The organism is uncultured Mesonia sp., from assembly GCA_947499595.1.
Lineage (GTDB): Bacteria > Bacteroidota > Bacteroidia > Flavobacteriales > Flavobacteriaceae > Mesonia > Mesonia sediminis.
In genome coordinates, this window is sequence record CANMOY010000001.1 from 343,652 (window position 1) to 364,029 (window position 20,378).

22 protein-coding genes are annotated in these 20,378 nt (G+C 33.6%); 12 read left to right on the forward strand and 10 right to left on the reverse strand.

Features of this window, described 5'->3' with window-relative positions:
* Window positions 1-21: 21 nt before the first annotated feature.
* Window positions 22-507 (forward strand): lipocalin, encoded by a 486-nt coding sequence (locus tag ACH2AZ_RS01465; protein WP_394906316.1) that lies wholly within the window; start codon window positions 22-24, stop codon window positions 505-507.
* Between the two features lie 11 nt (window positions 508-518).
* Complete coding sequence (locus tag ACH2AZ_RS01470) at window positions 519-1,214, forward strand: OmpA family protein (RefSeq protein ID WP_394906317.1); 696 nt, start codon at window positions 519-521, stop codon at window positions 1,212-1,214.
* Between the two features lie 66 nt (window positions 1,215-1,280).
* Here the strand turns inward: ACH2AZ_RS01470 and hpf are convergent, their stop codons facing one another.
* Both hpf and ACH2AZ_RS01480 read right to left on the reverse strand, forming a co-directional pair.
* The gene (hpf, locus tag ACH2AZ_RS01475) at window positions 1,281-1,586 is read right to left on the reverse strand and encodes a ribosome hibernation-promoting factor, HPF/YfiA family (RefSeq protein WP_394906318.1); all 306 of its coding nucleotides are present in this window, start codon (window positions 1,584-1,586) and stop codon (window positions 1,281-1,283) included.
* 95 nt (window positions 1,587-1,681) lie between these two features.
* Window positions 1,682-2,110, reverse strand: coding sequence for an arsenate reductase family protein (locus tag ACH2AZ_RS01480; protein ID WP_394906319.1), 429 nt, complete (start codon window positions 2,108-2,110; stop codon window positions 1,682-1,684).
* 177 nt (window positions 2,111-2,287) lie between these two features.
* Here ACH2AZ_RS01480 and ACH2AZ_RS01485 point away from each other — a divergent pair, with 177 nt between their 5' ends.
* A complete protein-coding gene (locus ACH2AZ_RS01485; RefSeq protein WP_394906320.1) occupies window positions 2,288-3,403 on the forward strand; it encodes a DEAD/DEAH box helicase in 1,116 nt (371 codons plus the stop codon).
* Window positions 3,404-3,412: 9 nt separating this feature from the next.
* On the opposite strand, the gene ACH2AZ_RS01490 is transcribed toward ACH2AZ_RS01485, so the two are convergent.
* Together ACH2AZ_RS01490 and recQ are read right to left on the reverse strand one after the other, a co-directional pair.
* Window positions 3,413-3,847: a thioredoxin family protein gene (locus ACH2AZ_RS01490; RefSeq protein WP_394906321.1), complete on the reverse strand. Its 435-nt coding sequence runs from the start codon at window positions 3,845-3,847 to the stop codon at window positions 3,413-3,415.
* A gap of 5 nt (window positions 3,848-3,852) precedes the next feature.
* A complete protein-coding gene (gene recQ, locus ACH2AZ_RS01495; protein WP_394906322.1) occupies window positions 3,853-5,961 on the reverse strand; it encodes a DNA helicase RecQ in 2,109 nt (702 codons plus the stop codon).
* 175 nt (window positions 5,962-6,136) lie between these two features.
* On the opposite strand from recQ, the gene ACH2AZ_RS01500 reads away from it, so the two are divergent.
* The 5 genes from ACH2AZ_RS01500 to ACH2AZ_RS01520 all read left to right on the forward strand — a co-directional run bounded on the left by ACH2AZ_RS01500 (window position 6,137) and on the right by ACH2AZ_RS01520 (window position 11,124).
* Window positions 6,137-7,252, forward strand: coding sequence for an alkene reductase (locus ACH2AZ_RS01500; protein ID WP_394906323.1), 1,116 nt, complete (start codon window positions 6,137-6,139; stop codon window positions 7,250-7,252).
* 5 nt (window positions 7,253-7,257) lie between these two features.
* Window positions 7,258-8,505 carry an NAD(P)/FAD-dependent oxidoreductase gene (locus ACH2AZ_RS01505; protein ID WP_394906324.1) on the forward strand — a complete coding sequence of 416 codons (1,248 nt, stop codon included), beginning with the start codon at window positions 7,258-7,260 and terminating at the stop codon, window positions 8,503-8,505.
* A gap of 3 nt (window positions 8,506-8,508) precedes the next feature.
* Window positions 8,509-9,558, forward strand: a complete 1,050-nt coding sequence (locus ACH2AZ_RS01510; protein WP_394906325.1) for an NAD(P)-dependent alcohol dehydrogenase — start codon at window positions 8,509-8,511, stop codon at window positions 9,556-9,558.
* A gap of 73 nt (window positions 9,559-9,631) precedes the next feature.
* Window positions 9,632-10,288, forward strand: coding sequence for a uracil phosphoribosyltransferase (gene upp, locus ACH2AZ_RS01515; protein ID WP_379044406.1), 657 nt, complete (start codon window positions 9,632-9,634; stop codon window positions 10,286-10,288).
* 17 nt (window positions 10,289-10,305) lie between these two features.
* Entirely contained in the window at window positions 10,306-11,124 is an 819-nt protein-coding gene (locus ACH2AZ_RS01520) for a phospholipase A (RefSeq protein ID WP_394906326.1), read from the forward strand.
* An 8-nt stretch (window positions 11,125-11,132) separates the two neighbouring features.
* Here ACH2AZ_RS01520 and ACH2AZ_RS01525 read toward each other — a convergent pair whose 3' ends face one another.
* The 3 genes from ACH2AZ_RS01525 to ACH2AZ_RS01535 form a co-directional block, all read right to left on the reverse strand.
* Window positions 11,133-11,300, reverse strand: a complete 168-nt coding sequence (locus ACH2AZ_RS01525; RefSeq protein ID WP_394906327.1) for a Lacal_2735 family protein — start codon at window positions 11,298-11,300, stop codon at window positions 11,133-11,135.
* Window positions 11,301-11,441: 141 nt separating this feature from the next.
* Window positions 11,442-11,948 carry a DUF4251 domain-containing protein gene (locus ACH2AZ_RS01530; RefSeq protein ID WP_394906328.1) on the reverse strand — a complete coding sequence of 169 codons (507 nt, stop codon included), beginning with the start codon at window positions 11,946-11,948 and terminating at the stop codon, window positions 11,442-11,444.
* A gap of 28 nt (window positions 11,949-11,976) precedes the next feature.
* Window positions 11,977-12,636 (reverse strand): hypothetical protein, encoded by a 660-nt coding sequence (locus ACH2AZ_RS01535; RefSeq protein WP_394906329.1) that lies wholly within the window; start codon window positions 12,634-12,636, stop codon window positions 11,977-11,979.
* Window positions 12,637-12,790: 154 nt separating this feature from the next.
* On the opposite strand from ACH2AZ_RS01535, the gene ACH2AZ_RS01540 reads away from it, so the two are divergent.
* The 3 genes from ACH2AZ_RS01540 (at window position 12,791) to ACH2AZ_RS01550 (ending at window position 15,259) form a co-directional block, all read left to right on the forward strand.
* Window positions 12,791-13,615 (forward strand): flagellar motor protein MotB, encoded by an 825-nt coding sequence (locus ACH2AZ_RS01540; RefSeq protein ID WP_394906330.1) that lies wholly within the window; start codon window positions 12,791-12,793, stop codon window positions 13,613-13,615.
* 196 nt (window positions 13,616-13,811) lie between these two features.
* Window positions 13,812-14,240: a peptidylprolyl isomerase gene (locus ACH2AZ_RS01545; RefSeq protein ID WP_147862470.1), complete on the forward strand. Its 429-nt coding sequence runs from the start codon at window positions 13,812-13,814 to the stop codon at window positions 14,238-14,240.
* Window positions 14,241-14,392: 152 nt separating this feature from the next.
* Window positions 14,393-15,259 carry an RNA polymerase sigma factor RpoD/SigA gene (locus ACH2AZ_RS01550; RefSeq protein ID WP_147862469.1) on the forward strand — a complete coding sequence of 289 codons (867 nt, stop codon included), beginning with the start codon at window positions 14,393-14,395 and terminating at the stop codon, window positions 15,257-15,259.
* Window positions 15,260-15,294: 35 nt separating this feature from the next.
* Here ACH2AZ_RS01550 and ACH2AZ_RS01555 read toward each other — a convergent pair whose 3' ends face one another.
* Together ACH2AZ_RS01555 and ACH2AZ_RS01560 are read right to left on the reverse strand one after the other, a co-directional pair.
* Window positions 15,295-16,248 (reverse strand): aldo/keto reductase, encoded by a 954-nt coding sequence (locus ACH2AZ_RS01555; RefSeq protein ID WP_394906331.1) that lies wholly within the window; start codon window positions 16,246-16,248, stop codon window positions 15,295-15,297.
* An 8-nt stretch (window positions 16,249-16,256) separates the two neighbouring features.
* Window positions 16,257-16,985 carry an SDR family oxidoreductase gene (locus tag ACH2AZ_RS01560; protein WP_394906332.1) on the reverse strand — a complete coding sequence of 243 codons (729 nt, stop codon included), beginning with the start codon at window positions 16,983-16,985 and terminating at the stop codon, window positions 16,257-16,259.
* A gap of 205 nt (window positions 16,986-17,190) precedes the next feature.
* Between ACH2AZ_RS01560 and ACH2AZ_RS01565 the strand changes: the two genes are divergently transcribed.
* Complete coding sequence (locus ACH2AZ_RS01565; RefSeq protein WP_394906333.1) at window positions 17,191-19,482, forward strand: transglycosylase domain-containing protein; 2,292 nt, start codon at window positions 17,191-17,193, stop codon at window positions 19,480-19,482.
* Between the two features lie 5 nt (window positions 19,483-19,487).
* On the opposite strand, the gene ACH2AZ_RS01570 is transcribed toward ACH2AZ_RS01565, so the two are convergent.
* Window positions 19,488-20,375 carry an SdiA-regulated domain-containing protein gene (locus ACH2AZ_RS01570; RefSeq protein ID WP_394906334.1) on the reverse strand — a complete coding sequence of 296 codons (888 nt, stop codon included), beginning with the start codon at window positions 20,373-20,375 and terminating at the stop codon, window positions 19,488-19,490.
* Window positions 20,376-20,378: the final 3 nt, after the last annotated feature.

A 20,378-nucleotide genomic window follows, 5' to 3' on the forward strand; every position in this document is an offset into this window, starting at 1 on the left:
TTGAACCAAATAAATATTAATATGAACAGAATTGTAATTTTGCTTTTTTCTGTTTTGCTTCTTCAAGCCTGTGGTACAACCAAGGTAGAACGTCAAGCAGAACGAACCTTTAAAGGAGATTGGACATTAACCGATATCAGTTATCCAGGAAGTTCAGGATTCGTAGATGTCAACCTTTTTCAAGACGCTAAAGCCAATTGCTTTAGAGGCTCAAGTTGGTCTTTTGTTTCAAACAACAATCAAGGACAATATAGTTTATCAGGAACTAATTGTGAACAAGATATAAGAGAAATTGTTTGGACGGTTGAAGAAACCGATAAAAATACAGGACTATACTATTTTACACTAAAGGTTTTAAAAGACGGACAAAAAGCAAGGTTTGTTAAAACCGGATTTAAGCTTCGTCTAACGCAATTATCTGAAAGTAATATGACTTGGGAGCAAACGGTTTCTTTTGAAGGCAAACCTTTTGTAATTCGCATGGATTTTATAAAAAACAATTATTAAAAAAACGTATTATGAAAAAATATAGAAATCAATCGCTTGCTATTTTATTGTCAACTACATTTATTTTTACTGGATGTGACGCAATTCAAAACGCAAATAACACACAAAAAGGAGGTGCCGCTGGTGCTGCAGGTGGAGCTGTAATAGGTGGGATAATCGGAAATAACGTAGGAGATGGAAATAATACCGCACTAGGGGCCATAATTGGTGGTGTTGTAGGTGGCGCAGCCGGTGCATATATCGGAAATAGAATGGATAAGCAAGCTCAAGAAATTGAGCAGCAAGTTCCAGGAGCAGAGGTTACCCGTGTAGGAGAGGGAATAAGTGTAACTTTTGATGAAAATAGCGGTGTTTATTTTGCTACCAATAAAAGTAACATTAATGAGAAGTCTAGAGAAACACTAGCTAAGCTAACCGAAATATTTAAAGAATATCCCAACACTAATATTTTGGTTGAAGGACATACCGATAATACTGGAAGAGCAGAATACAATATGGGTCTATCTAAGGAAAGAGCTATGTCTGTTACCAACTATTTAACTTCTAAAGGCTTATCATCTTCGCGTTTTACTACAAAATGGTACGGCGAGGAGCAACCAAAATATGATAATTCTACTGTAGAAGGGAGAGCTAAAAACAGACGGGTAGAAATAGCAATTGTTGCCAATGAGGAGTTAAAAGAAGAAGCTAAAAAACAAGCAGAATAATCTTGAGATATTGACAAAAAAAAAGTCTTCGCAATTTGCGAAGACTTTTTTTTTGTCAATATATATCTAATGATGAGTTGCCATTTTTTCTTTCTTCTTTTGCAATTGTCTCTTTACATCATTCACACATTCGCTAATGGCCATTTCAAAATTTTCTTCATTTGCCGATGCAAAAATTAATGGTCCAGGTAAGCTGACCTTAATCTCGCAAATTCTACCTTTTTCATTTGTTGTTGAATTTTCAGTTTTAAAATATACTTCGGCTCCAACAATAAAGTCAAATCTTGTTTTTAGTTTATCTAATTTGTCTTTTATAACTTGTTCTAATCTGTCGCTCGCTTTAACGTGAACATAATTGAAATTGATATCCATATTGCTATTTATTTTAAATTTATTCTAAGATACGTTTTACCTCAGAAATTTCCTATTTTTTAACTACTATTAATACTGATTTTTATCAGCATTTGCTATCGGTTTTCATTCGATTTTATAGCTTTTTTCTCAAATCCCTTTGAATCAGAACTAAAGAGTTTGGTTATATCTGCTGTTTTTGTAGCCTGTAGCGCTTGGTTACCACGAATAGCTATGGGATACACTAAAGTTTCAGGATGCTTATTCAAAATTTTAATTGCATCGTGCTGATCTAAATTAGGTTGAGAATCGCCATAGATTTCCTTAAAAACAGGATGCTCTTGATTTATCATTTCTGCCAATGACTTATTTAAAAGTTTACTCACTTCAACCCATTCTGTATCCGAGATATTATTTTTTTTTAGGTTTATGCTTAACACTTTTATTTCTGCCGCTTGTGCTGTAGCAAAACACTGTTTTCCTAATTCAATATCTGGATGATAAAGCAAGACCATTTGCCTGTCATCTCTTGCTAGTAATGCCATAGTTTTATTTTTAAAGTTAATAGAATAGAAAGTAACTATTTTTAAACTTATTTACCTAATGCTTTATAATAGCTTTAAGAAAAATGATAGATATTTTAACGCATTAAATATATCTTGATATCAAGAAATTAATATCTCATTGTCAAATAATTAAAATACCTTTGCAAAAAATTACAGATGGGAAATTTTAAGCAATTAGGAGTAAACAAAAATTTAGTACAAGCTTTATCGGAAATTAATATCAAAGAGCCTTCAGCAATTCAAGAAGCCAGTATCCCGGTTTTACTTGGTGGCCCTACAGACTTTGTTGGCTTGGCTCCAACGGGTACCGGAAAAACGGCTGCTTACGGAATACCTCTATTGCAACAAATTGATCCACATACTCAACAGATACAGGCTGTAATTTTATCTCCTACCAGAGAATTGGTTTTGCAAATAAAAAAACAACTCTTTAAATTCACGAAATACGCTGAGCCCAAAATATTTGTTGAAGCGGTTTACGGCGGTGAAAAAATCGAAATACAAATCAAAAATCTAAGTCGACCAACTCATATTGTTGTAGCCACCCCAGGTCGATTAGTAGATTTAATAAAACGCAAAAAAATAGCTTTGAAAAACGTAAACCTTCTGGTTTTAGATGAAGCGGATGAGATGTTAAGTCTCGGGTTTAAAGATGAATTAGATTTTGTTTTAAAAACTACTCAAAATCAAGGGCAAAAATGGTTGTTCTCGGCTACAATGCCTGGAGCTATACAGCAAATTGTAAAGCAATATCTTAATCCTAAAGCACCCCAAATAAGCACAATTAAAAAATCTGTGGTTAATGAAAACATTACCCATCAATATGTACCCGTTACCCGCGAAAATAAGAACGATGTCCTTATTCAGTTATTAGATTACAAAAAAGATAAGAAAGGTATTGTTTTTACCAGAACGAAAAAACAGGCGCAACAAATCAATGAATTATTGCAAAACGAGGGCTTTTCAATTGCTGCACTAGAAGGCAATATGCAACAAAAAGAAAGAGAGAAGGTAATGCGTGCTTTTAAAAACGATAGTCTTCAATTTTTAATTTCTACAGATGTTGCCGCACGCGGTATAGATGTAAAAGACTTAGATTTTGTATTACATTATCAATTACCCGATCAAGTGGTGTACTATACCCATCGTAGTGGAAGAACAGCGAGAGCTGGAAAAACTGGTTTTTCCATAGCTTTGATATTACCACACGAAATGCCTGAAATGAAGGAAATTTCACAAAAGTTAAATTTTAGCTTTAAAAAATTAAAGTAAAACCTATGATTAGCGGGCAGAGGTAAAAATCTTTGCCTGCTGTATAAAAGGGTAGGGAGCTTTGAAGCCGGTAAATTTACCTAAAATTTTTCCATTCTCATTTAGGTAAATAAGCGTGGGATAGGCTCTAACATTAAATTGTTGTGCCAAATAGCGACCTTCTCCTTTTTCTGCATTGTATTTTAAATTTACAAAATGTTGATTGTAAAAATCACCCACCTCTTTGTCCTTAAAAGTTTCTTTTTTCAGTTTTTTGCAAACTCCACACCAAGAGGCATAAAATTCAACAAAAATTAATTTATCTTCTATTTTCGCTACCTCAATTGCTTCTTCTATATCTCCTTTAAAAAAATCGATTCCCTTTTTTAAATTAGAATCATCTGCCTTAAATCCGTAAAGGAAGAATATAAGAATCAATACTTTATTCATAACTAAATTATTCATTTAAACTAAGGATTAATTTTAAGATAGGTGAGTGCTAACCTAATTTGAGCATAGGGAATTTTTCCCTCAAAAAAATCGAAATAGGGTCTTAGCTGCTCTGGATTATTTAAAGCCTGCTTAGCAATTTTTATTTGTTTAATCGTAGTTAAATCAACCCATTGTTTTAAATCTATGGCTTCTCCTTCTTCAAATAGTTTTGCTAAATGCGAAAATACAGTGGTCTGGTTTAAACCACGAGTATTTGCAATTTCTTCAACTGTTTTGCCTTTTTTGTAAAGGGCTAAGGTTTTTTTATAGGTACTTATCTTTTTCTTTCCTTTTTTTTGATCTAGGAAAGTTTTAATTACCTCTATAAATTCAGGTCCATAGACTTCTAATTTGCGCTGACCCACACCGCTAATACTCAATAATTCTTCTTCTGTCTGCGGTCGTTCCCGATCCATTTCTTTTAGCGTTGCATCATTAAAAATAACATATGCCGGTACGTTTTCTTCTTGAGCTATGCGTAATCGCAATGCTTTAAGTAAAGCAAACAAATCTTTGGGTTTGCTTGTTGTTTTTGAAATGACCTTACTCAACTGCTTTTTGTCTTCTTGCGGTTTACTTAATTGTACGGGGTAAGCATCAAACAACACTTTTTTAGAAAGTTGAGTTAACTTTAAATGATTGTTTTGATGGAAAGCAATTTCACAAAATCCTTGATTTATCAATTGAGTTAAATAGTACTGCCATTCTTGCCATGCTATGTCTTTTCCTGTTCCGTAGGTTTTTATTTTATAATAGCCTTTCTCTCGGATAGATTGATTTTGAGATCCTCTTAGTACATTAATCACCGTCGAAGCGGGTTCTTGTTGTTTAAGTCTAGCAATACAAGACAGCATTTTTTGAGCCAGTATTCGTCCATCAAAAAAAACGGGTGGGTTTTTACAATTATCACAATGACCGCAATCTTTCTCTATGTATTCACCAAAATAACTTAATAGAATACGACGCCTGCAATGCGTAGCTTCTGCAAATTCTTTCATTCTATCTAATTTGGCATTTTGCAACTCTTTATTTCCAGCTCCTTCGGTAAATTTACGCAATTGAATAATATCGGCGTAAGTATGAAACAACAACGCGGTTGATGCCAAACCGTCTCTTCCTGCACGCCCTATTTCTTGATAATAGCCTTCTATATTTTTAGGCATATTATAATGAATAACATAGCGTACATTACTTTTATCTATGCCCATCCCAAAAGCTAGGGTAGCACATATAATCTTGGTTTTATCTCGGACAAAATTTTCTTGAATACGGTTGCGCTCTTCAAAATTTAACCCAGCATGATAGGCCTCGGCTTCATAGCCTTTTTGCTCTAATTTAGCAGCTAAACCCTCTGTTCCTTTGCGACTTAAACAATAAATTATTCCGCTTTCGCCGGATTTATTCTCTATAAAATCAAAAATTTGCTGCACCCGGTTAACTGCAGGTCTCGCCGTCAAAAAAATATTAGGTCTGTCGAATGAATTTAAAAATAAACGAGCTTGTGGTATATTTAGTTGATTGAGAATATCGGTTCGCGTAGCTTTATCGGCTGTAGCGGTTAATGCTAAAATAGGAACTTCTGGAAGTTGATTTTTAAGAAAACCTAATTGTTGGTAACTAGGTCTAAAATCATGCCCCCAAGAAGAAATACAGTGTGCTTCGTCAATCGCTATTCCCGAAATATAATTGGATTTAAGTATTGGTTGTAGGCCCGGCAAACTTTCTGGCGCTACATACAACAATTTTAATTTTTTTTGTGCTACTTGGTTTAAAACCTCTTGTTGGTCTGCTGCAGATTGACTGCTGTTAAAATAAGTTGCCTCTATACCATTCACATTTAAAGCATCAACTTGATCTTTCATCAAAGCAATTAGAGGCGAGATTACCAGCACTAAGCCCTCAAATAATAATGCAGGTAATTGAAAACAAATTGATTTTCCCCCTCCGGTAGGCATAATTACAAGTCCGCCTTGGCCACTTAAAAAATGTTGAATTATCTCTTGCTGGTTTTTACGAAATTGATCATAACCAAAATACTTTTTTAAAGCAGTATTAGCTCTTTCTTCCAAAACACTTGCAGTATGCATCTATAATTATTTTAACTAGCAATATAATAGAATAAATATAAAATATAAAGAAAGCTTGGGCTTTTGTATAAGAGAACTACTTGTATTTACGGGTACATATTTTAAGCTAATTTTAGTGTTTTTTAATCGCCTGTTCTCAGAAAGCCCTCGTACCTTTAGCCTAAATTTTAAGAATATGAAACAACCTATACTAGAACCTTTTGATTTAAATGGCTTGCAATTGGCTAATCGAGTGGTAATGGCACCAATGACCAGAAGTCGAGCTAATAATGACAATTTAATTCCTACAACTGACTTGCATGGTAAATATTACGAACAGAGGGCTAGCGCAGGTCTTATTATTTCTGAAGGGGTTAATGTCTCGCCCCAGGGGGCTGGCTATATTTATGTACCTGGTATTTACAATGAATCTCAAGTAGAAGCCTGGCAAAAAGTCACCCATCAAATTCACGAAGCTAAAGGTGTATTTTTCATGCAATTATGGCACGTAGGGCGTATTTCTCATCCCGATTTTTTAAACGGTGAAAAGCCTTTAGCACCTTCAGCAATTAACCCTAATACCCAATCATTCACACCAGAAGGAATGAAGGATACCGTTACGCCAAAAGCTATGACGCTAGAAGATATAGAACGCACAAAAAACGACTTTGTTCAAGCGGCCAAAAATGCATTTCGTGCTAATTGCGATGGAATAGAAATTCATTCTTCTAATGGTTACCTTTTTCAGCAATTCTTTAATAAATGTTCAAATGTTCGTGACGATCAATATGGGGGAAGTATTGAGAATCGCGCACGATTTTTCTTTGAAGTTTTAGATGCTGTCATTCGAGAAGTGCCCGAAAATCAAGTAGGGGTAAGGTTTAACCCAAGCGCACATAACATTTTTGGAATTGAAATAGATGAAGAAACAATTCCTACCTTTGAATACATCATTAAACGATTAAACAATTATAACCTAGCCTACGTTCATTTATCTGAGCCTTTTACAGATGTTTCTGAAGTACCTTATGCGGTTTCCAATATCGCCGAACATTTTCGCCCTTTATATCAAGGTAATTTAATGATTAACGGAGGTTTTGATCAGCAAAAAGGTAATGAATTTTTAGAAAAAAAATTAGCCGATTTAATTTGTTATGGTAAACCTTTTATTTCTAACCCGGACTTGGTAGAGCGATTTAAAGAAAATCTTCCATCAACCGATTGGGATAAAGAAACTTTTTATACCCAAGGCTCACTAGGATATACCGACTATCCAATTGTGTCAAAAAGTCATTTTCTTAATAAAATCTAACCATTTTGGAAAAATCGGAAAAGAAAATTCATATTATAGGAGCGGGTCTTAGCGGGTTAGTGGCAGCTATAGTCTTAGAAAGATTTGGCTACCACCCTATAATTATTGAAAGAGATAATCACATCGGGGGGCGTTTACAAACGAAGAAAGTGAAAGGTTACCAGGTGGATGTTGGTTTTCAAGTGTTACTAGAAGCTTATCCAAAATTACAAGAATACGCGAAATTAGATCAGTTGCAATTAAAATCATTTGAGCCCGGAGCAAGTATTTATTTGAATTCTAAATGGGAAGTTTTAGGTGATTTTACACGAAGTCCAAAACTTTTTTTTAGAACGCTTTCTTCATCTGTAGGTAATTTTAAAGACAAGTTAAAAGTTTTTAGTCTCAGTCAATCCTTAAAGAAGAAAAACATTGAAGAGATATTTAATTCACCCGATTCCAAAACCATAGATTACTTAAGAAATTATGGTTTTTCTGAAACTATAATAGATAGTTTTTTTATGCCTTTTTTTGGCGGAATATTTTTAGAAGATGAATTAAAAACAAGCAGTAGGATGTTTGAGTTTATCTATAAAATGTTTTCTGAAGGAAAAGTAAGCATACCTAAAAATGGAATATCAACGCTACCTAAACATTTAGCAGGTCAATTAAAAAATACAGAAATTATATTAAACACTAGTGTTAAGGAAGTAAAAAGCGACACTATTCTTCTTGAAAATAATAAAACGATTAAAACTGATTATACAATTATTGCTACCGAGGCCAGTGATTTGATCCCGAACCTGAAAAACCAAAAAACCAGCTGGCATTCTTGTGATAATTTATATTTTCTTACTTCAGAAAAGAAAGTAGGTGCTAATTTTATTGGCCTGTTACCACAAAAAGACGCGCTTATCAATAATATTGTATTCATAGACAAACGTAAAGCTAGGCAAGAAGGCCGCTACTTGCTATCGGTTACGATTGTAAAAAAACATGATTTTAACCAAGAAGAATTAATTAAAAGAATTAAAAAAGAATTAAAGAGTTATGTAGGAATTCAAGAACTAGAATTTCTCACCCATTTTTATATTTCAAAAGCATTACCCATTTTACAACCAGTAGAATATGATATAATGCCAAGTGAAACTCTATTAAAAGATGGTATTTTCTTGGCAGGGGATCAAATGCTTAATGCTTCTGTAAACGCGGCGATGCTAAGTGGAGAACGGGCAGCAATGGGAATAATCGAATTAGAAAATTTAAATCATTAAATTATGAGTAAAGTAAAAGCTTATGGTGCACAGTCAGAAACCGCAGCATTAGAGTTATTAGAAATTGAAAGAAGAGATTTAAAACGAGACGATGTTAAAATAAAGATTTTATATTGCGGTGTTTGCCATAGCGATATTCATACCGTACGTAATGACTGGAAAGGTTCTAAATACCCTGTGGTTCCAGGACATGAAATTGTAGGAGAAGTGATTGCTATTGGTGAAGATGTAAAAAAGTTTAAGAAAGGTGATAAAGTAGGAGTAGGTTGCATGGTAGATTCATGTCAGAATTGCGAAGCCTGCAATAAAGATTTAGAACAATTCTGCCAAAATGGAATGGTGGGTACTTATAATGGTAAAGATCAAATACTTGGCGGTCATACTTTTGGCGGTTATTCAGAAAAGATTGTGGTCAAAGAAGATTTTGTTTTAAGCATTCCTGAGAATTTAGAATTAAAAGCTGTGGCACCTTTATTATGTGCAGGCATTACTACCTATTCACCACTTAAACATTGGAACGTAAAAAAAGGTGATCGAGTAGGCGTTATTGGTTTAGGGGGCTTAGGACATATGGGTATAAAATTAGCAAAAGCTATGGGTGCACACGTGGTAATGATTACCACTTCACCAAACAAATCACAGGATGCTAAAAGGCTTGGAGCCGATGAAGTCTTAATCTCAAAAGATAAGCAAGCCATGGAAACAATGACCAATAGTTTTGATTTACTACTAAACACTATTCCAGTAAAACACGACATCAATCCGTATCTCAAATTACTAAAAATAGACGCTACTATGGTAATGGTGGGTGCAATTGAACCACTAGAACCCGTTCACGGAGGAAATTTAATAATGGGTAGAAAACGTGTAGCTGGCTCACTTATTGGCGGAATTAAAGAAACACAAGAAATGCTTGATTTTTGCGGAAAACATAACGTGGTTAGTGATATTGAACTAATCGATATGCCCTACATAAATGAAGCCTATGAGCGGGTTATTAATGCCGATGTAAAATATAGATTTGTTATTGATCTCGAGAGCTTAAGAAATTAAAGAGATACATTGACTCAAATTTGTAAAAACACACTGCCAATTTATTTTGTAATTTTGCAGAAAATGTAAAACTATGCATATTCATCATTTACTTGATAAAAACTCCGTACTCAACACCTTTATTTCAGAGCTACGTGACGTAAACATACAAAAGGATAGTTTGCGCTTTAGAAGAAATATTGAGCGAGTAGGTGAAATTCTAGGCTATGAACTCAGTAAGAAACTAAATTATACTCATCAAGAAATTCAAACTCCTTTAGGTTCTAAACAAGTAAATGCTTTAAAAGATAAATTGGTGGTATGTTCAATTTTAAGAGCTGGACTTCCGCTTCATCAAGGTTTATTAAATTATTTTGATAAGGCCGAAAACTCCTTTATATCTGCTTACAGACACCACTTAAATCAAACTGATTTTGAAATACGGGTAGAATATATGGCTTCACCTGCAATTGATCAAAAGACTTTAATTATTGCCGATCCTATGTTAGCTACCGGTCGATCATTTGTTAATGTTTATAATGCCATAAAACAAATGGGTAATCCCAAAGAGATTCATTTAGTAGCAGTAATAGGCGCAAAAGCAGGAGTAGAGCTACTCCAAAAAGAGTTCCCCAACAATACCCATTTATGGATTGCTACAATCGATGAGAAATTGAATGATCAAGGATACATAGTCCCAGGTCTTGGCGATGCAGGCGATTTATGCTATGGGGAAAAAATGCAACATTAATCTATACTCTAAAACTTTTGAAAAAAACATTTGCTTTATTTATTCTCCTTAGCGGATTCAATTGGTTACAAGCACAAAAACTTACAAGAGATCAAATAAATGATTCTATTAGAGAAATATCTTATTTTTCTAATCATTTAGACAATTACTTTATTGTCGGAGGACCCACAAATAGAAACATAAACAGCCAAACATCAAACGCAAAATATCAAGTTAGCTTTAAACAAATATTAACCAAAGAGCCTTTACCGTTTGATACGTATGTTTTATTGACTTATACACAAAAAGCGTTTTGGAATATTTTTGAAGATTCTTTTCCTTTTCGGGATTTGAATTTTCACCCTTCTATAAGCCTAGGAAAATTTGTATTTGATAAAAATGAACAATTACGAGGGGTTGCAAGTATTTCATTAGAGCACGAGTCAAATGGTCGCGATAGTATATATAGCCGTAGTTGGAATAGGCTAAGCGCAGCTTATAGAACACAATTGTCACCTCAAACTAACATAAGTTTAAAAATTTGGCTGCCATTTGCTAGTAAAGAAGGAAATCCAGATCTATTAGATTATGTAGGATTGGGTGAAATAAACCTCGAGCATAAATTAATTTCAAACAAACTTTCTTTAGCTCTGCGCGCTAGAAAAGGACTTGACTTTGAATACGGATCTTTGAGAACAAGAATTTATTTCAATCCGTTCAAACGAAATATTGCTAATCAATTTTTAATGGTAGAATGGTATTTAGGTCAAGCCGAAAGTTTATTAGACTATAGACGCTCTCAAAGCATGATACGCATAGGCTTTGTAATAAAGGGCAATGAATTCAATTGGTTTTAATTCATACGTTATTGTTCTAATTGTTCTAATTTTTTCATAACTTCATTAGCTTGAAAGGTTTTTTCGTCGCTTAACTTCCTATTGGTAGAAGCCAACTTATGTGCTTCGCTCATAAGTTTTTCATATTGCGACTGTAGCTTTTCTTTTTCTGATTTTTTCTTAAATAATCCGAACATATTTTTTTCTATAAATCTAGTAGATTTTCCTCATACTGAAAGATTTCATACTTAAAATTTATGATGGAATTGCTAATTGTTCAAGCTAAAAAAACTTTATAATTTATATTATGTAAAATAGAATATATTTAAGCCACAATTTTATTGCTTAAGTCTTCCCTCATATCCTATAGGATCTCTTAAATTAGAAAATAAATATAAACGAACAGCGCCATTATTAACCACTTCTAGTTTGGCATTCCAGTTTTCGTTATTTTCTTTATCTTCTATCATGAATTCGTAGCGTGTTAGTTTTTTATCCGCTAAATAGCGTTTTACTAAATCTTTCGGTTTACCTGAAAACAGAATTCCGCTTTGCCCTATATGTAATCCTCGTTGAGATTCTCCAAAATATGGTAAATTACTTTCAAAAATAGAATCCTTAAAACTAAGTTTATACTGATCTTGACTCACATCAATTCGATTAGCTGTATGCCCTTGCATCATCATATTAGTTTTAGACATAACCTGCAATAAGTCTTGACTAGCCGTTGGTCTAACGGTTTTAATATGTGCCGTAAAATTGTTAATTTTTACAGGATTAGGAATTTCACTGGGAATAGTATCTAAAGAATTACAGCTCCAAAGAATTATTCCTAAAAAAGGCATAAATACTAAAAATATCTTTATTTTATCTCTATTGCTCATCTTCTTTAACTACCATCATTGTTGCCTTAAAACCCGTGGCTAAATTCCATATATTCTTTGACAATACAACACCTTGATCGTTATACAGTCTAAATTCTGCGGTGTTGGGACCAGATAATCCTTGATTTAAAGCTAAAATATCTATCTTATTAAAACCTGGCTTTAAACTTACGTGTACTTCTGTAAAACTACTTTGTAATGTAATTCGAGGAACTTGAATTTCTCCATTTACAATTATTTGTACTTGATCGCCATCAACCGCCATATGGTCTCTACAAACAATTTTTACAAATTTCCCAGAACTTTTGAATTCTCCAAAATTTTGATTTTTCTTAAACTTCTCTGGAGTTTTACTTCCCTCCTGTTTTGCCAGATATTTTGGATCAAAATTTTGGGTTTGATCTATAAATTGCTCTTGTTTCTCCATGCTAAATTGCGGTGTCTCATCCTGCAACCATTTCTTTCGGGTATTTTTATATAAAGTAATATTAGGATTAGTTAAACTAGGAGAACTTCGACTAAAACCACGTGTATTCAAGCTTTTTGAAGAAGTATTAAGTGATTCGCCAGAACGCACTGTATTTTCGTTATCAAACTGGCCGTAAACCGAAGTTAGACTTAAAAACCACAATACAAAAAAAACCTTCATAAGACTATAATTTAAATTATTCTAAAGATAATCAAAAATTAGTCCAATATTAATTTTATGTTGGCTTTCTTGTTTTAACATAATTATAGCAATTTAAAAATACGTTTCTTTAAACTTGTGGGTTATTTAAGTTATAAAACCAAAAATAAAAGCAATGAAAAAATTATTAAGTTTTACGTATTTAGGTTCAATTCTAATCTTGAGTTCTTGTGTTTCAAAAAAAAAATATACAGCACTCGAAACCGAATTAAATGATACCAAAAGTACTTTAATGCAGACTCGGGTAGATAAAGAGGACTGTGAAAACAAATTTGCCAAAATTGAAGCTAAGGTAAATGGGTATTACGCCAAGATTAATAGCTTGCAAGCAGAAAATGAAGAAAAACTTGATTTTGTTGAAGATTTAACGGTAATGTCTGAAAAGTCAAAACAAAATATGCGTTCTACTTTAAAACAAGTTGATCAAAAAGAATTAGCGCAAGCAAAAACGCTAGAAGATTCTATCAATTTAGCTATATCTCACAACCTTAAAAAGAATTTAGGCGGAGAGGAAGACGATATTGATATTAATGTAGATCAAACGATTGTACAAATAAGTATTTCAGATAAGCTATTATTTAAAAGCGGAAGTTACTGGGTAAACCCTAAGGCCTACCCCCTACTAAAACGCATTGCAAAAGTTGTAAATTCTGAGGAAGCTATGGAAGTTATGGTTGAAGGCCACACTGATTCTCAAACCATAAAAAAAGAATCTTATTTACAAGACAATTGGGATTTAAGCGTAAGAAGATCTACTTCTATTGTGCGTTTACTTCAAGACAAATTTAATGTGGATGGTAAAAAACTAATTGCTGCAGGACGTAGTAGTTATTTACCATTAGCAGATAATTCAACGCGTGATGGTAGAGAGAAAAATAGAAGAACAAGAATTATAATTCTACCAAATTTAGATAAGTTTTTAGCTATGCTTGAAGAATAACAGTATAGTTAAATTAAATTTTAAACAAAAAAAGCTCTTAAAGAGCTTTTTTTGTTTAAAATATCTGTCATAACAACCTGAATTATTGTCATATTCATATATATATTTCTACTATTTTATGCTTGGCATCACTTTTGAACTAATTTGGGCGAGTGGGTAAAATGCTCACCATTAGTAAAACAAGAAAAATTATTTTATGAGTCAAGTTAAACAAAATGACACGGTTAAAGTACATTACACAGGGAAATTAGAAGACGGTCAAATTTTTGACAGTTCGTTAGAGCGTGAGCCAATTGAGTTCACCTTAGGACAAGGTCAAATTATACCTGGTTTTGAAAACGGGTTAATTGACATGAAAGTAAACGAAAAGAAAACCATTAATATTGCACATACAGAGGCTTATGGAGAGGTTCGCGAAGAGCTTTTTCAAGAAGTACCTAAAAACCAGTTACCGCAAGAAATAGAGCCTCAAGTAGGTATGGGATTAGTATCGAAAAATCCTGATGGAACTGAGCGCCAATTAAGAGTGGCCGAAGTAAAAGATGAGTCTATCATTGTAGACGCAAATCATCCATTAGCTGGTAAAAATTTAGTGTTTGACGTGGAAGTAATGGAAATTAAGTAATTACTCCCATAATCAACATTTCTAAATAAAAAAACGCAGCCCAAAGGCTGCGTTTTTTATTCCCTGGATATTCTTACAAAAAAATTTGGAAATATCAAAAAAAAATTGTATAATGTCCTGTTTAATAAATCATTTAATTCGTTTAGCATCATATGAGACAGCTTAAAATTACCAAGCAGGTTACAAATAGGGAGTCAAAATCTTTAGATAAATACTTGCAGGACATTAGTAAAGTAGATTTAATTACGGCCGAAGAAGAAGTAGAATTAGCACAGCGTATTCGTGAAGGTGATCAACGCGCGCTCGAAAAACTAACTAATGCCAATTTACGATTTGTTGTTTCAGTAGCCAAACAATATCAAAATCAAGGTTTAAAACTCCCCGATTTAATTAATGAAGGAAATGTTGGTTTAGTCAAAGCCGCTAAGCGTTTTGATGAAACACGTGGTTTTAAATTCATTTCTTATGCGGTTTGGTGGATTCGTCAATCTATTCTTCAAGCTTTAGCCGAACAATCACGAGTAGTACGCTTACCGCTGAATAAAATTGGAGTAATTAATAAAATAAATAAGGCATTTTCGCATTTAGAACAAAGCTTACAACGACCACCTAGTGCGGAAGAAATAGCGAAAGAGTTAGATATGTCGGTTAGCCAGGTAAAGACCGCCTTAAAAAACTCAGGACGCCATCTTTCGATGGATGCTCCCTTTAAAGATGGTGAAAATGACTCTAATTTATATGATGTTTTAAGCTCTGGAGAATCTCCTAATCCAGATGATACTTTAATGCAGGATTCTTTAAGCATTGAAATTAATCGAGCTTTAGACACTTTATCAACTCGAGAAGCTGATGTAATTCGTCTTAACTATGGAATTGGTAATCAACCAGCGATGACCTTACAAGAAATTGGAGATACCTTTGATTTAAGCCGTGAACGGGTTAGACAAATTAGAGAAAAAGGAATTAGACGATTAAAACATCAATCTAAAAATAAAATTTTGAAAAAATATTTAGGATAATATAAAAAAAGCTGTGCTTATAAGCACAGCTTTTTTTATGCTTTGCTCCAATTATTCAAAATACTCATTTGTTCCTCACTCAATTTAAATGAAATAGCTTCTCTAAACGCCGACAATTGGCTTGTATTGGTAGCACTCGCGATTGGAGCTGAAATGACTGGTCTTTGCATAATCCAGCGCAAAGCTACCGCTGCTAAACTCACTTGATGTTCATTCGCAATATTTTCCATTTGATTTAGAATACTTAAATTTTTATGATTTAAATATTTTTGGGCAAACCGTTTTCTTTCAGCACCTTCAAAATCCATTTCGGTATTATACTTTCCTGTTAAAAATCCGCTGGCAAGCGAAAAATAACTAACAACTCCTAATTTATGTTCCTTGCAAATCGCTTTTATTGATTTTTCAAATTCTTCACGATCAAGCAAGTTATATAACGGTTGAAAAACTTCGTATTTAGGTAAATTTTCTGTCTGACTTACCTCTAAATTTTCTATTAAGCGTTCGGGTGAAAGATTTGAAGCTCCAATATGCCTTACTTTCCCTTCCCTTATCAACTGCTCATAAGCACTTAAAGTTTCTGAAACTGGAGTTTTATAATCATCATAATGGGTGAAATAAAGGTCGATATAATCGGTTTTAAGGCGGCTAAGTGAATCTTCTACCGCTTTTAAAATATATTTTTTTGAGATATTTTTTTCACCGCCAGGCCTCATATTGCTGCCTACTTTAGTAAAAAGGCTGATTTTATCTCTGTTATTATTACGCTGTATCCACTCTCCTATGATAATTTCTGACTCACCACCTTGGTTTCCCGTAGCCCACCTTGAATAAACATCTGCAGTATCTATGGCATTAAAACCCAAGCTTACTAATTCATCTAGTAATTTAAAGCTTTGGGATTTATCTGCTGTCCAACCAAATACATTACCGCCAAACACTATTGGCGGTATTTTTATACTAGTGGTTCCTAAGTTTTTCAACTCCATTTTGCCTTCTACTTTTTAGTTTGTGCTGGTCTTACTTCAATTTTACTTGGTAGAGTTCTTGGGTGCATTTTAAATAAATTAACTACTATCTCACCTAAATCTTCTATTTGTATTTTCCAAGCTTCTTGTTCTTCATTAACATTGGGATTATTCCCGTTAAAATGGGTAGAAACAGAACCAGGCATAATGGTTGATACCTTAATGCCTTTATCGCGTACATCAAGCATCATGGCTTGTGTAAAACCTGTAACTCCAAATTTACTAGCATTGTAAGCCGCCCCTCCTGCAAAAAAATTACATCCGGCTAAACTAGAAATACTTATAAAATATCCTTTTGTTTCACTCAAAGCATCAATACTTGCTTTAGCCGAATAAAATACTCCGCTTAAGTTGGTATCAATAGTTTCTTTCCACTGTTCTTCTGTCAATTCGGAAATAGGCGCAAAATGGCCTAAACCTGCGTTAGCTATTACATAATCTAATTGGCTAAACTGTTTTAAGGTTTGTTGCACAGCCTCCAGTTGTTCTTTAAAGTTACGTGCATCTGCCTTTAGGCCTATTGCTTTTGCTTGATCGAATTTAGCATTTAATTTGGCTGCAGTTTCTTCAGCTTGGCTAAGCGACCTACTGGTTATAGCTACGTTTACGCCTTCCTTAAGTAAAGCTTCGGCTATTCCTAAACCAATTCCTTTTGATCCTCCTGTGATTAAAGCTGTTTTACCTTTTATTTTCATCATTTTTTAGAATTTTATTTTAAATATAAGTTGACTAGTTTGAAAAGCCACAACCAATAGTTGGTTTAGTTTTTTTTTAACGAATTCAAAATCCGTAATGGCTATAGGTAAGGATAAAATATCTGTTGAATATATTCCTGTGTTAAACTCTGCAGAAAATATATGTATATTTAAAAGCTAATCCAGTAATTTGCACTAAAAGACAAGCATGAAAGTTTGGTTGAAAAAAATATTATGGCTCTTTGCTGGCTTAGGCATGGTTTTCCTGGCCTTTTATTTAAGCATATATTGGGGTGCATTTGGAAAAATACCCTCGAAAGAGGAATTAAAAAATTTAAAACAGAGTGTCGCAACCGAAATAGTTGACGATCAAGGCTCTTTATTAGGCAAGGTATATATTTATGACCGGCAGGCTGTGTCTTTTTCAGAATTTCCTCCTCATCTTGTAAATGCTTTAATTGCTACAGAAGATACGCGATTTTATGAGCACGATGGTATTGATGCTAAAAGCTTATTAAGGGTATTTTTTAAAACTATTTTATTATCCGATAAATCTTCTGGTGGCGGTAGCACATTAACCTTGCAATTGGCTAAAAACCTTTACGGAAGAGAGGCATACCCGGTTTTTAGCATTGTAATCAATAAACTTAAAGAAAGTATTGTTGCCCAACGTATTGAAGATTTATATTCAAAAGAAGAAATTATTGAACTGTATTTAAACACAGTTCCTTTCCCAGATAACACTTACGGTGTTGAAAGTGCTGCCTTTAAATTCTTTAATACCCAGACAAAAAATCTAACAGTGGCGCAAGCCGCCACGCTCATAGGAAGTTTAAAGGCAAATCATAGCTATAATCCAAGATTATTTCCAGAACGTTCGCAGTTAAGGCGTGATGTGGTCTTGAAACAAATGAATAAATACAATTATTTAAGTACTACAGAGACAAATCAATTAATTGCCCAAAAAATCAAGTTAGATTACCAATACTTTTCCCCCAACCAAGGTGTAGCGGGTTATTTTAGAGCAAAGGTTAGACAACAAACTGAACAAATAATACAAAAACATAAGCTTAAACAAGCCAATGGCGAACTGTATAATATTTTAACCGATGGTTTGCGAATAGAAACTACTTTGAACAAACCTATGCAATTAGTTGCCGAACGGGCTATGAAAAAACATATGTCGCGTTTACAAAGTCAATTTGAAAAAGGCTATGGTAATAATGCACCTTGGCTTAGGAATAAGGTAGCCTTCAACTGGGCACTGCAACAATTACCTTATTATAAAAAACTAAAAAGTCAAAATTTAAGTTTGACTGAGATTAAAGATTCCTTAAACAGGAAACAAAAAGTTAAGGTTTTTGATTGGAAGAAACCGACCGTCAAAAACCTTAGCATTTTAGATAGTATTGAGCATTTTTCTAAATTTTTAAATATGGGTTTTGTCGCCATAGAACCAAATACTGGAGAAATTAAATCTTATCTTGGAGGTGTCGATTACACTTATTTTAAATACGATCATGTAAGTCAAAGCAAAAGACAAGTAGGATCTTTATTTAAACCGATTGTTTATACAGCTGCTATTGAGAACGGATTAGCCCCCTGCTCCTACTACAACCCTAGTGCGGTAACTTATACCGACATGAAGAATTGGACCCCAAAAAATGCCTCTAAAAAAAATAATGAGTCCGAACATATTAATTATTCTTTAGAAAGAGCTTTAAGCGAGTCTATAAATACTATTGCCGTAAAAGTATTGCAAGAAGTGGGAATTGACAAAACAATTGAACAGGCAAAAAAAATGGGGATTCAACAGGAGTTGCCAAAAGTACCCTCAATTGCATTAGGGGTTACCGATGTGAAACTTTTAGATATGGCTCGGGTTTATTCAACTTTTGTAAATGATGGAATGGCACCAGAACCAGTATTTATAAAAACAATTAAAAATAAAAGAGGGGAAATTATTTGGAGCCAAGAGCAACAAAACAAAACCAATAAAAAGGAGGCTGCATTTTCAAACTTTACTAGACAAGTTATGCTTTCGTTTATGCAATCAACCGTAAACAAAGGAACTGCTAGACGATTGCGAACAACCTACAGATTAAATAATGCCATTGCCGGAAAAACAGGAACCACTCAAAATAATAAGGACGCTTGGTTCGCTGCAATTACACCAAAACTAGTTTGCTTAACTTGGGTAGGAAATGATAATGCAAAAATTAACTTTAGTTCTACCGTTATCGGTCAGGGGGCAAATGCTGCTCTACCAATGTTTGCTGAGTTTTACTCGGCTTTGTCGAAAAATAAAGAATTTGATGCGATAACACAGGCGCAATTTGAACCAATATCAAAAGAAGTTAAAAAGGCCATTGAATGTGATGATGAAAAAAAAGATGGACTTTTTAAACGAATATTTGGAAAAAACAAGGATGAAAAAACCTTCCACGAAGATAAACAGAAAAAGAAAAAGGGAATTTTCTCTTGGTTTAAAAAGAAATAAAGTTTTTATTTCTTTTTGGTAGCCTTTTTGTTCTTTATTTCAACCTGATGAATGGTGGCTGGCTTCCACTCCCCCTCATTAGATAAAAATATTTTACCATCGGGACTAAAGGTTATGCCCTCTGGTTGCGGATGCTGATCAGGATCTAAAACAATCAGTTTTTCTGCTTCCCAGTTACGATTTAAAATCAAGAGCTTTGGAATTTTAGCATCTAACATATAAATATCTTTTGTTTGAGGATGAATGGCAATTTCTGATGTTCTAAAAGTTTTCTTACTACCCACATTTTTAAGTTCTTTAAAAATGGGATTATCAAACTTCAATTTAAATATCGGTTCTTCTATAAACCTTTTCGAAGTTAGATCAAAAGCATAAACACCTTTATATTTTTCATCCTTGTGCCCATTTTGTTTTGCTGCCAGCCATAACTGATTTTTAGCAGGATCATAGGTAAACCCTTCAATATCGTGTTTTGGAGATAATTTAGTTTGGTAAGTATTAATATTAATAGAATCTGATAAATAGCTTTTAATTTCAAATATTTTACCAGCACTAGTTACGGTATAAAGATCATTACCATTAATAGCTATGCCTTCATAATCATCTTGCGGACCAAATTCAATGGTTTGTTCAACCTTACCGGTTACTATATTGTACAAATAAATAAGCCCCATTTCATCTTGTACACAAGCTAATTGTTTTTCGTTGAGATAAACAATTCCCGATACTTCTTCTAACTCTCTTGGTAATTTCCAAGTGTTTTTAATAATTACCTCAGAAGGGTTATCGTAGTCAATTTTATAATGATCTTTAAAATTGAAATAAATAATTCCTACAAAAGCTAAGATACCGATGGTAATAAAAAACGGTGGACTTTTAAAATAAGATCCCATACA

What these genes read in the sequence shown, in the direction of transcription:
- ACH2AZ_RS01465 (WP_394906316.1), top strand. Translation starts at nt 22, where the DNA reads ATGAACAGAATTGTAATTTTGCTTTTTTCTGTTTTGCTTCTTCAAGCC.
- ACH2AZ_RS01510 (WP_394906325.1), top strand. Translation starts at nt 8,509, where the DNA reads ATGAGTAAAGTAAAAGCTTATGGTGCACAGTCAGAAACCGCAGCATTA.
- ACH2AZ_RS01525 (WP_394906327.1), bottom strand. Translation starts at nt 11,300, where the DNA reads ATGTTCGGATTATTTAAGAAAAAATCAGAAAAAGAAAAGCTACAGTCG.
- ACH2AZ_RS01560 (WP_394906332.1), bottom strand. Translation starts at nt 16,985, where the DNA reads ATGATGAAAATAAAAGGTAAAACAGCTTTAATCACAGGAGGATCAAAA.
- ACH2AZ_RS01535 (WP_394906329.1), bottom strand. Translation starts at nt 12,636, where the DNA reads ATGAAGGTTTTTTTTGTATTGTGGTTTTTAAGTCTAACTTCGGTTTAC.
- hpf (WP_394906318.1), bottom strand. Translation starts at nt 1,586, where the DNA reads ATGGATATCAATTTCAATTATGTTCACGTTAAAGCGAGCGACAGATTA.
- ACH2AZ_RS01480 (WP_394906319.1), bottom strand. Translation starts at nt 2,110, where the DNA reads ATGGCATTACTAGCAAGAGATGACAGGCAAATGGTCTTGCTTTATCAT.
- ACH2AZ_RS01485 (WP_394906320.1), top strand. Translation starts at nt 2,288, where the DNA reads ATGGGAAATTTTAAGCAATTAGGAGTAAACAAAAATTTAGTACAAGCT.
- ACH2AZ_RS01555 (WP_394906331.1), bottom strand. Translation starts at nt 16,248, where the DNA reads ATGGAGTTGAAAAACTTAGGAACCACTAGTATAAAAATACCGCCAATA.
- upp (WP_379044406.1), top strand. Translation starts at nt 9,632, where the DNA reads ATGCATATTCATCATTTACTTGATAAAAACTCCGTACTCAACACCTTT.
- ACH2AZ_RS01565 (WP_394906333.1), top strand. Translation starts at nt 17,191, where the DNA reads ATGAAAGTTTGGTTGAAAAAAATATTATGGCTCTTTGCTGGCTTAGGC.
- ACH2AZ_RS01570 (WP_394906334.1), bottom strand. Translation starts at nt 20,375, where the DNA reads ATGGGATCTTATTTTAAAAGTCCACCGTTTTTTATTACCATCGGTATC.
- ACH2AZ_RS01530 (WP_394906328.1), bottom strand. Translation starts at nt 11,948, where the DNA reads ATGCCTTTTTTAGGAATAATTCTTTGGAGCTGTAATTCTTTAGATACT.
- ACH2AZ_RS01470 (WP_394906317.1), top strand. Translation starts at nt 519, where the DNA reads ATGAAAAAATATAGAAATCAATCGCTTGCTATTTTATTGTCAACTACA.
- ACH2AZ_RS01540 (WP_394906330.1), top strand. Translation starts at nt 12,791, where the DNA reads ATGAAAAAATTATTAAGTTTTACGTATTTAGGTTCAATTCTAATCTTG.
- recQ (WP_394906322.1), bottom strand. Translation starts at nt 5,961, where the DNA reads ATGCATACTGCAAGTGTTTTGGAAGAAAGAGCTAATACTGCTTTAAAA.
- ACH2AZ_RS01550 (WP_147862469.1), top strand. Translation starts at nt 14,393, where the DNA reads ATGAGACAGCTTAAAATTACCAAGCAGGTTACAAATAGGGAGTCAAAA.
- ACH2AZ_RS01500 (WP_394906323.1), top strand. Translation starts at nt 6,137, where the DNA reads ATGAAACAACCTATACTAGAACCTTTTGATTTAAATGGCTTGCAATTG.
- ACH2AZ_RS01545 (WP_147862470.1), top strand. Translation starts at nt 13,812, where the DNA reads ATGAGTCAAGTTAAACAAAATGACACGGTTAAAGTACATTACACAGGG.
- ACH2AZ_RS01490 (WP_394906321.1), bottom strand. Translation starts at nt 3,847, where the DNA reads ATGAATAATTTAGTTATGAATAAAGTATTGATTCTTATATTCTTCCTT.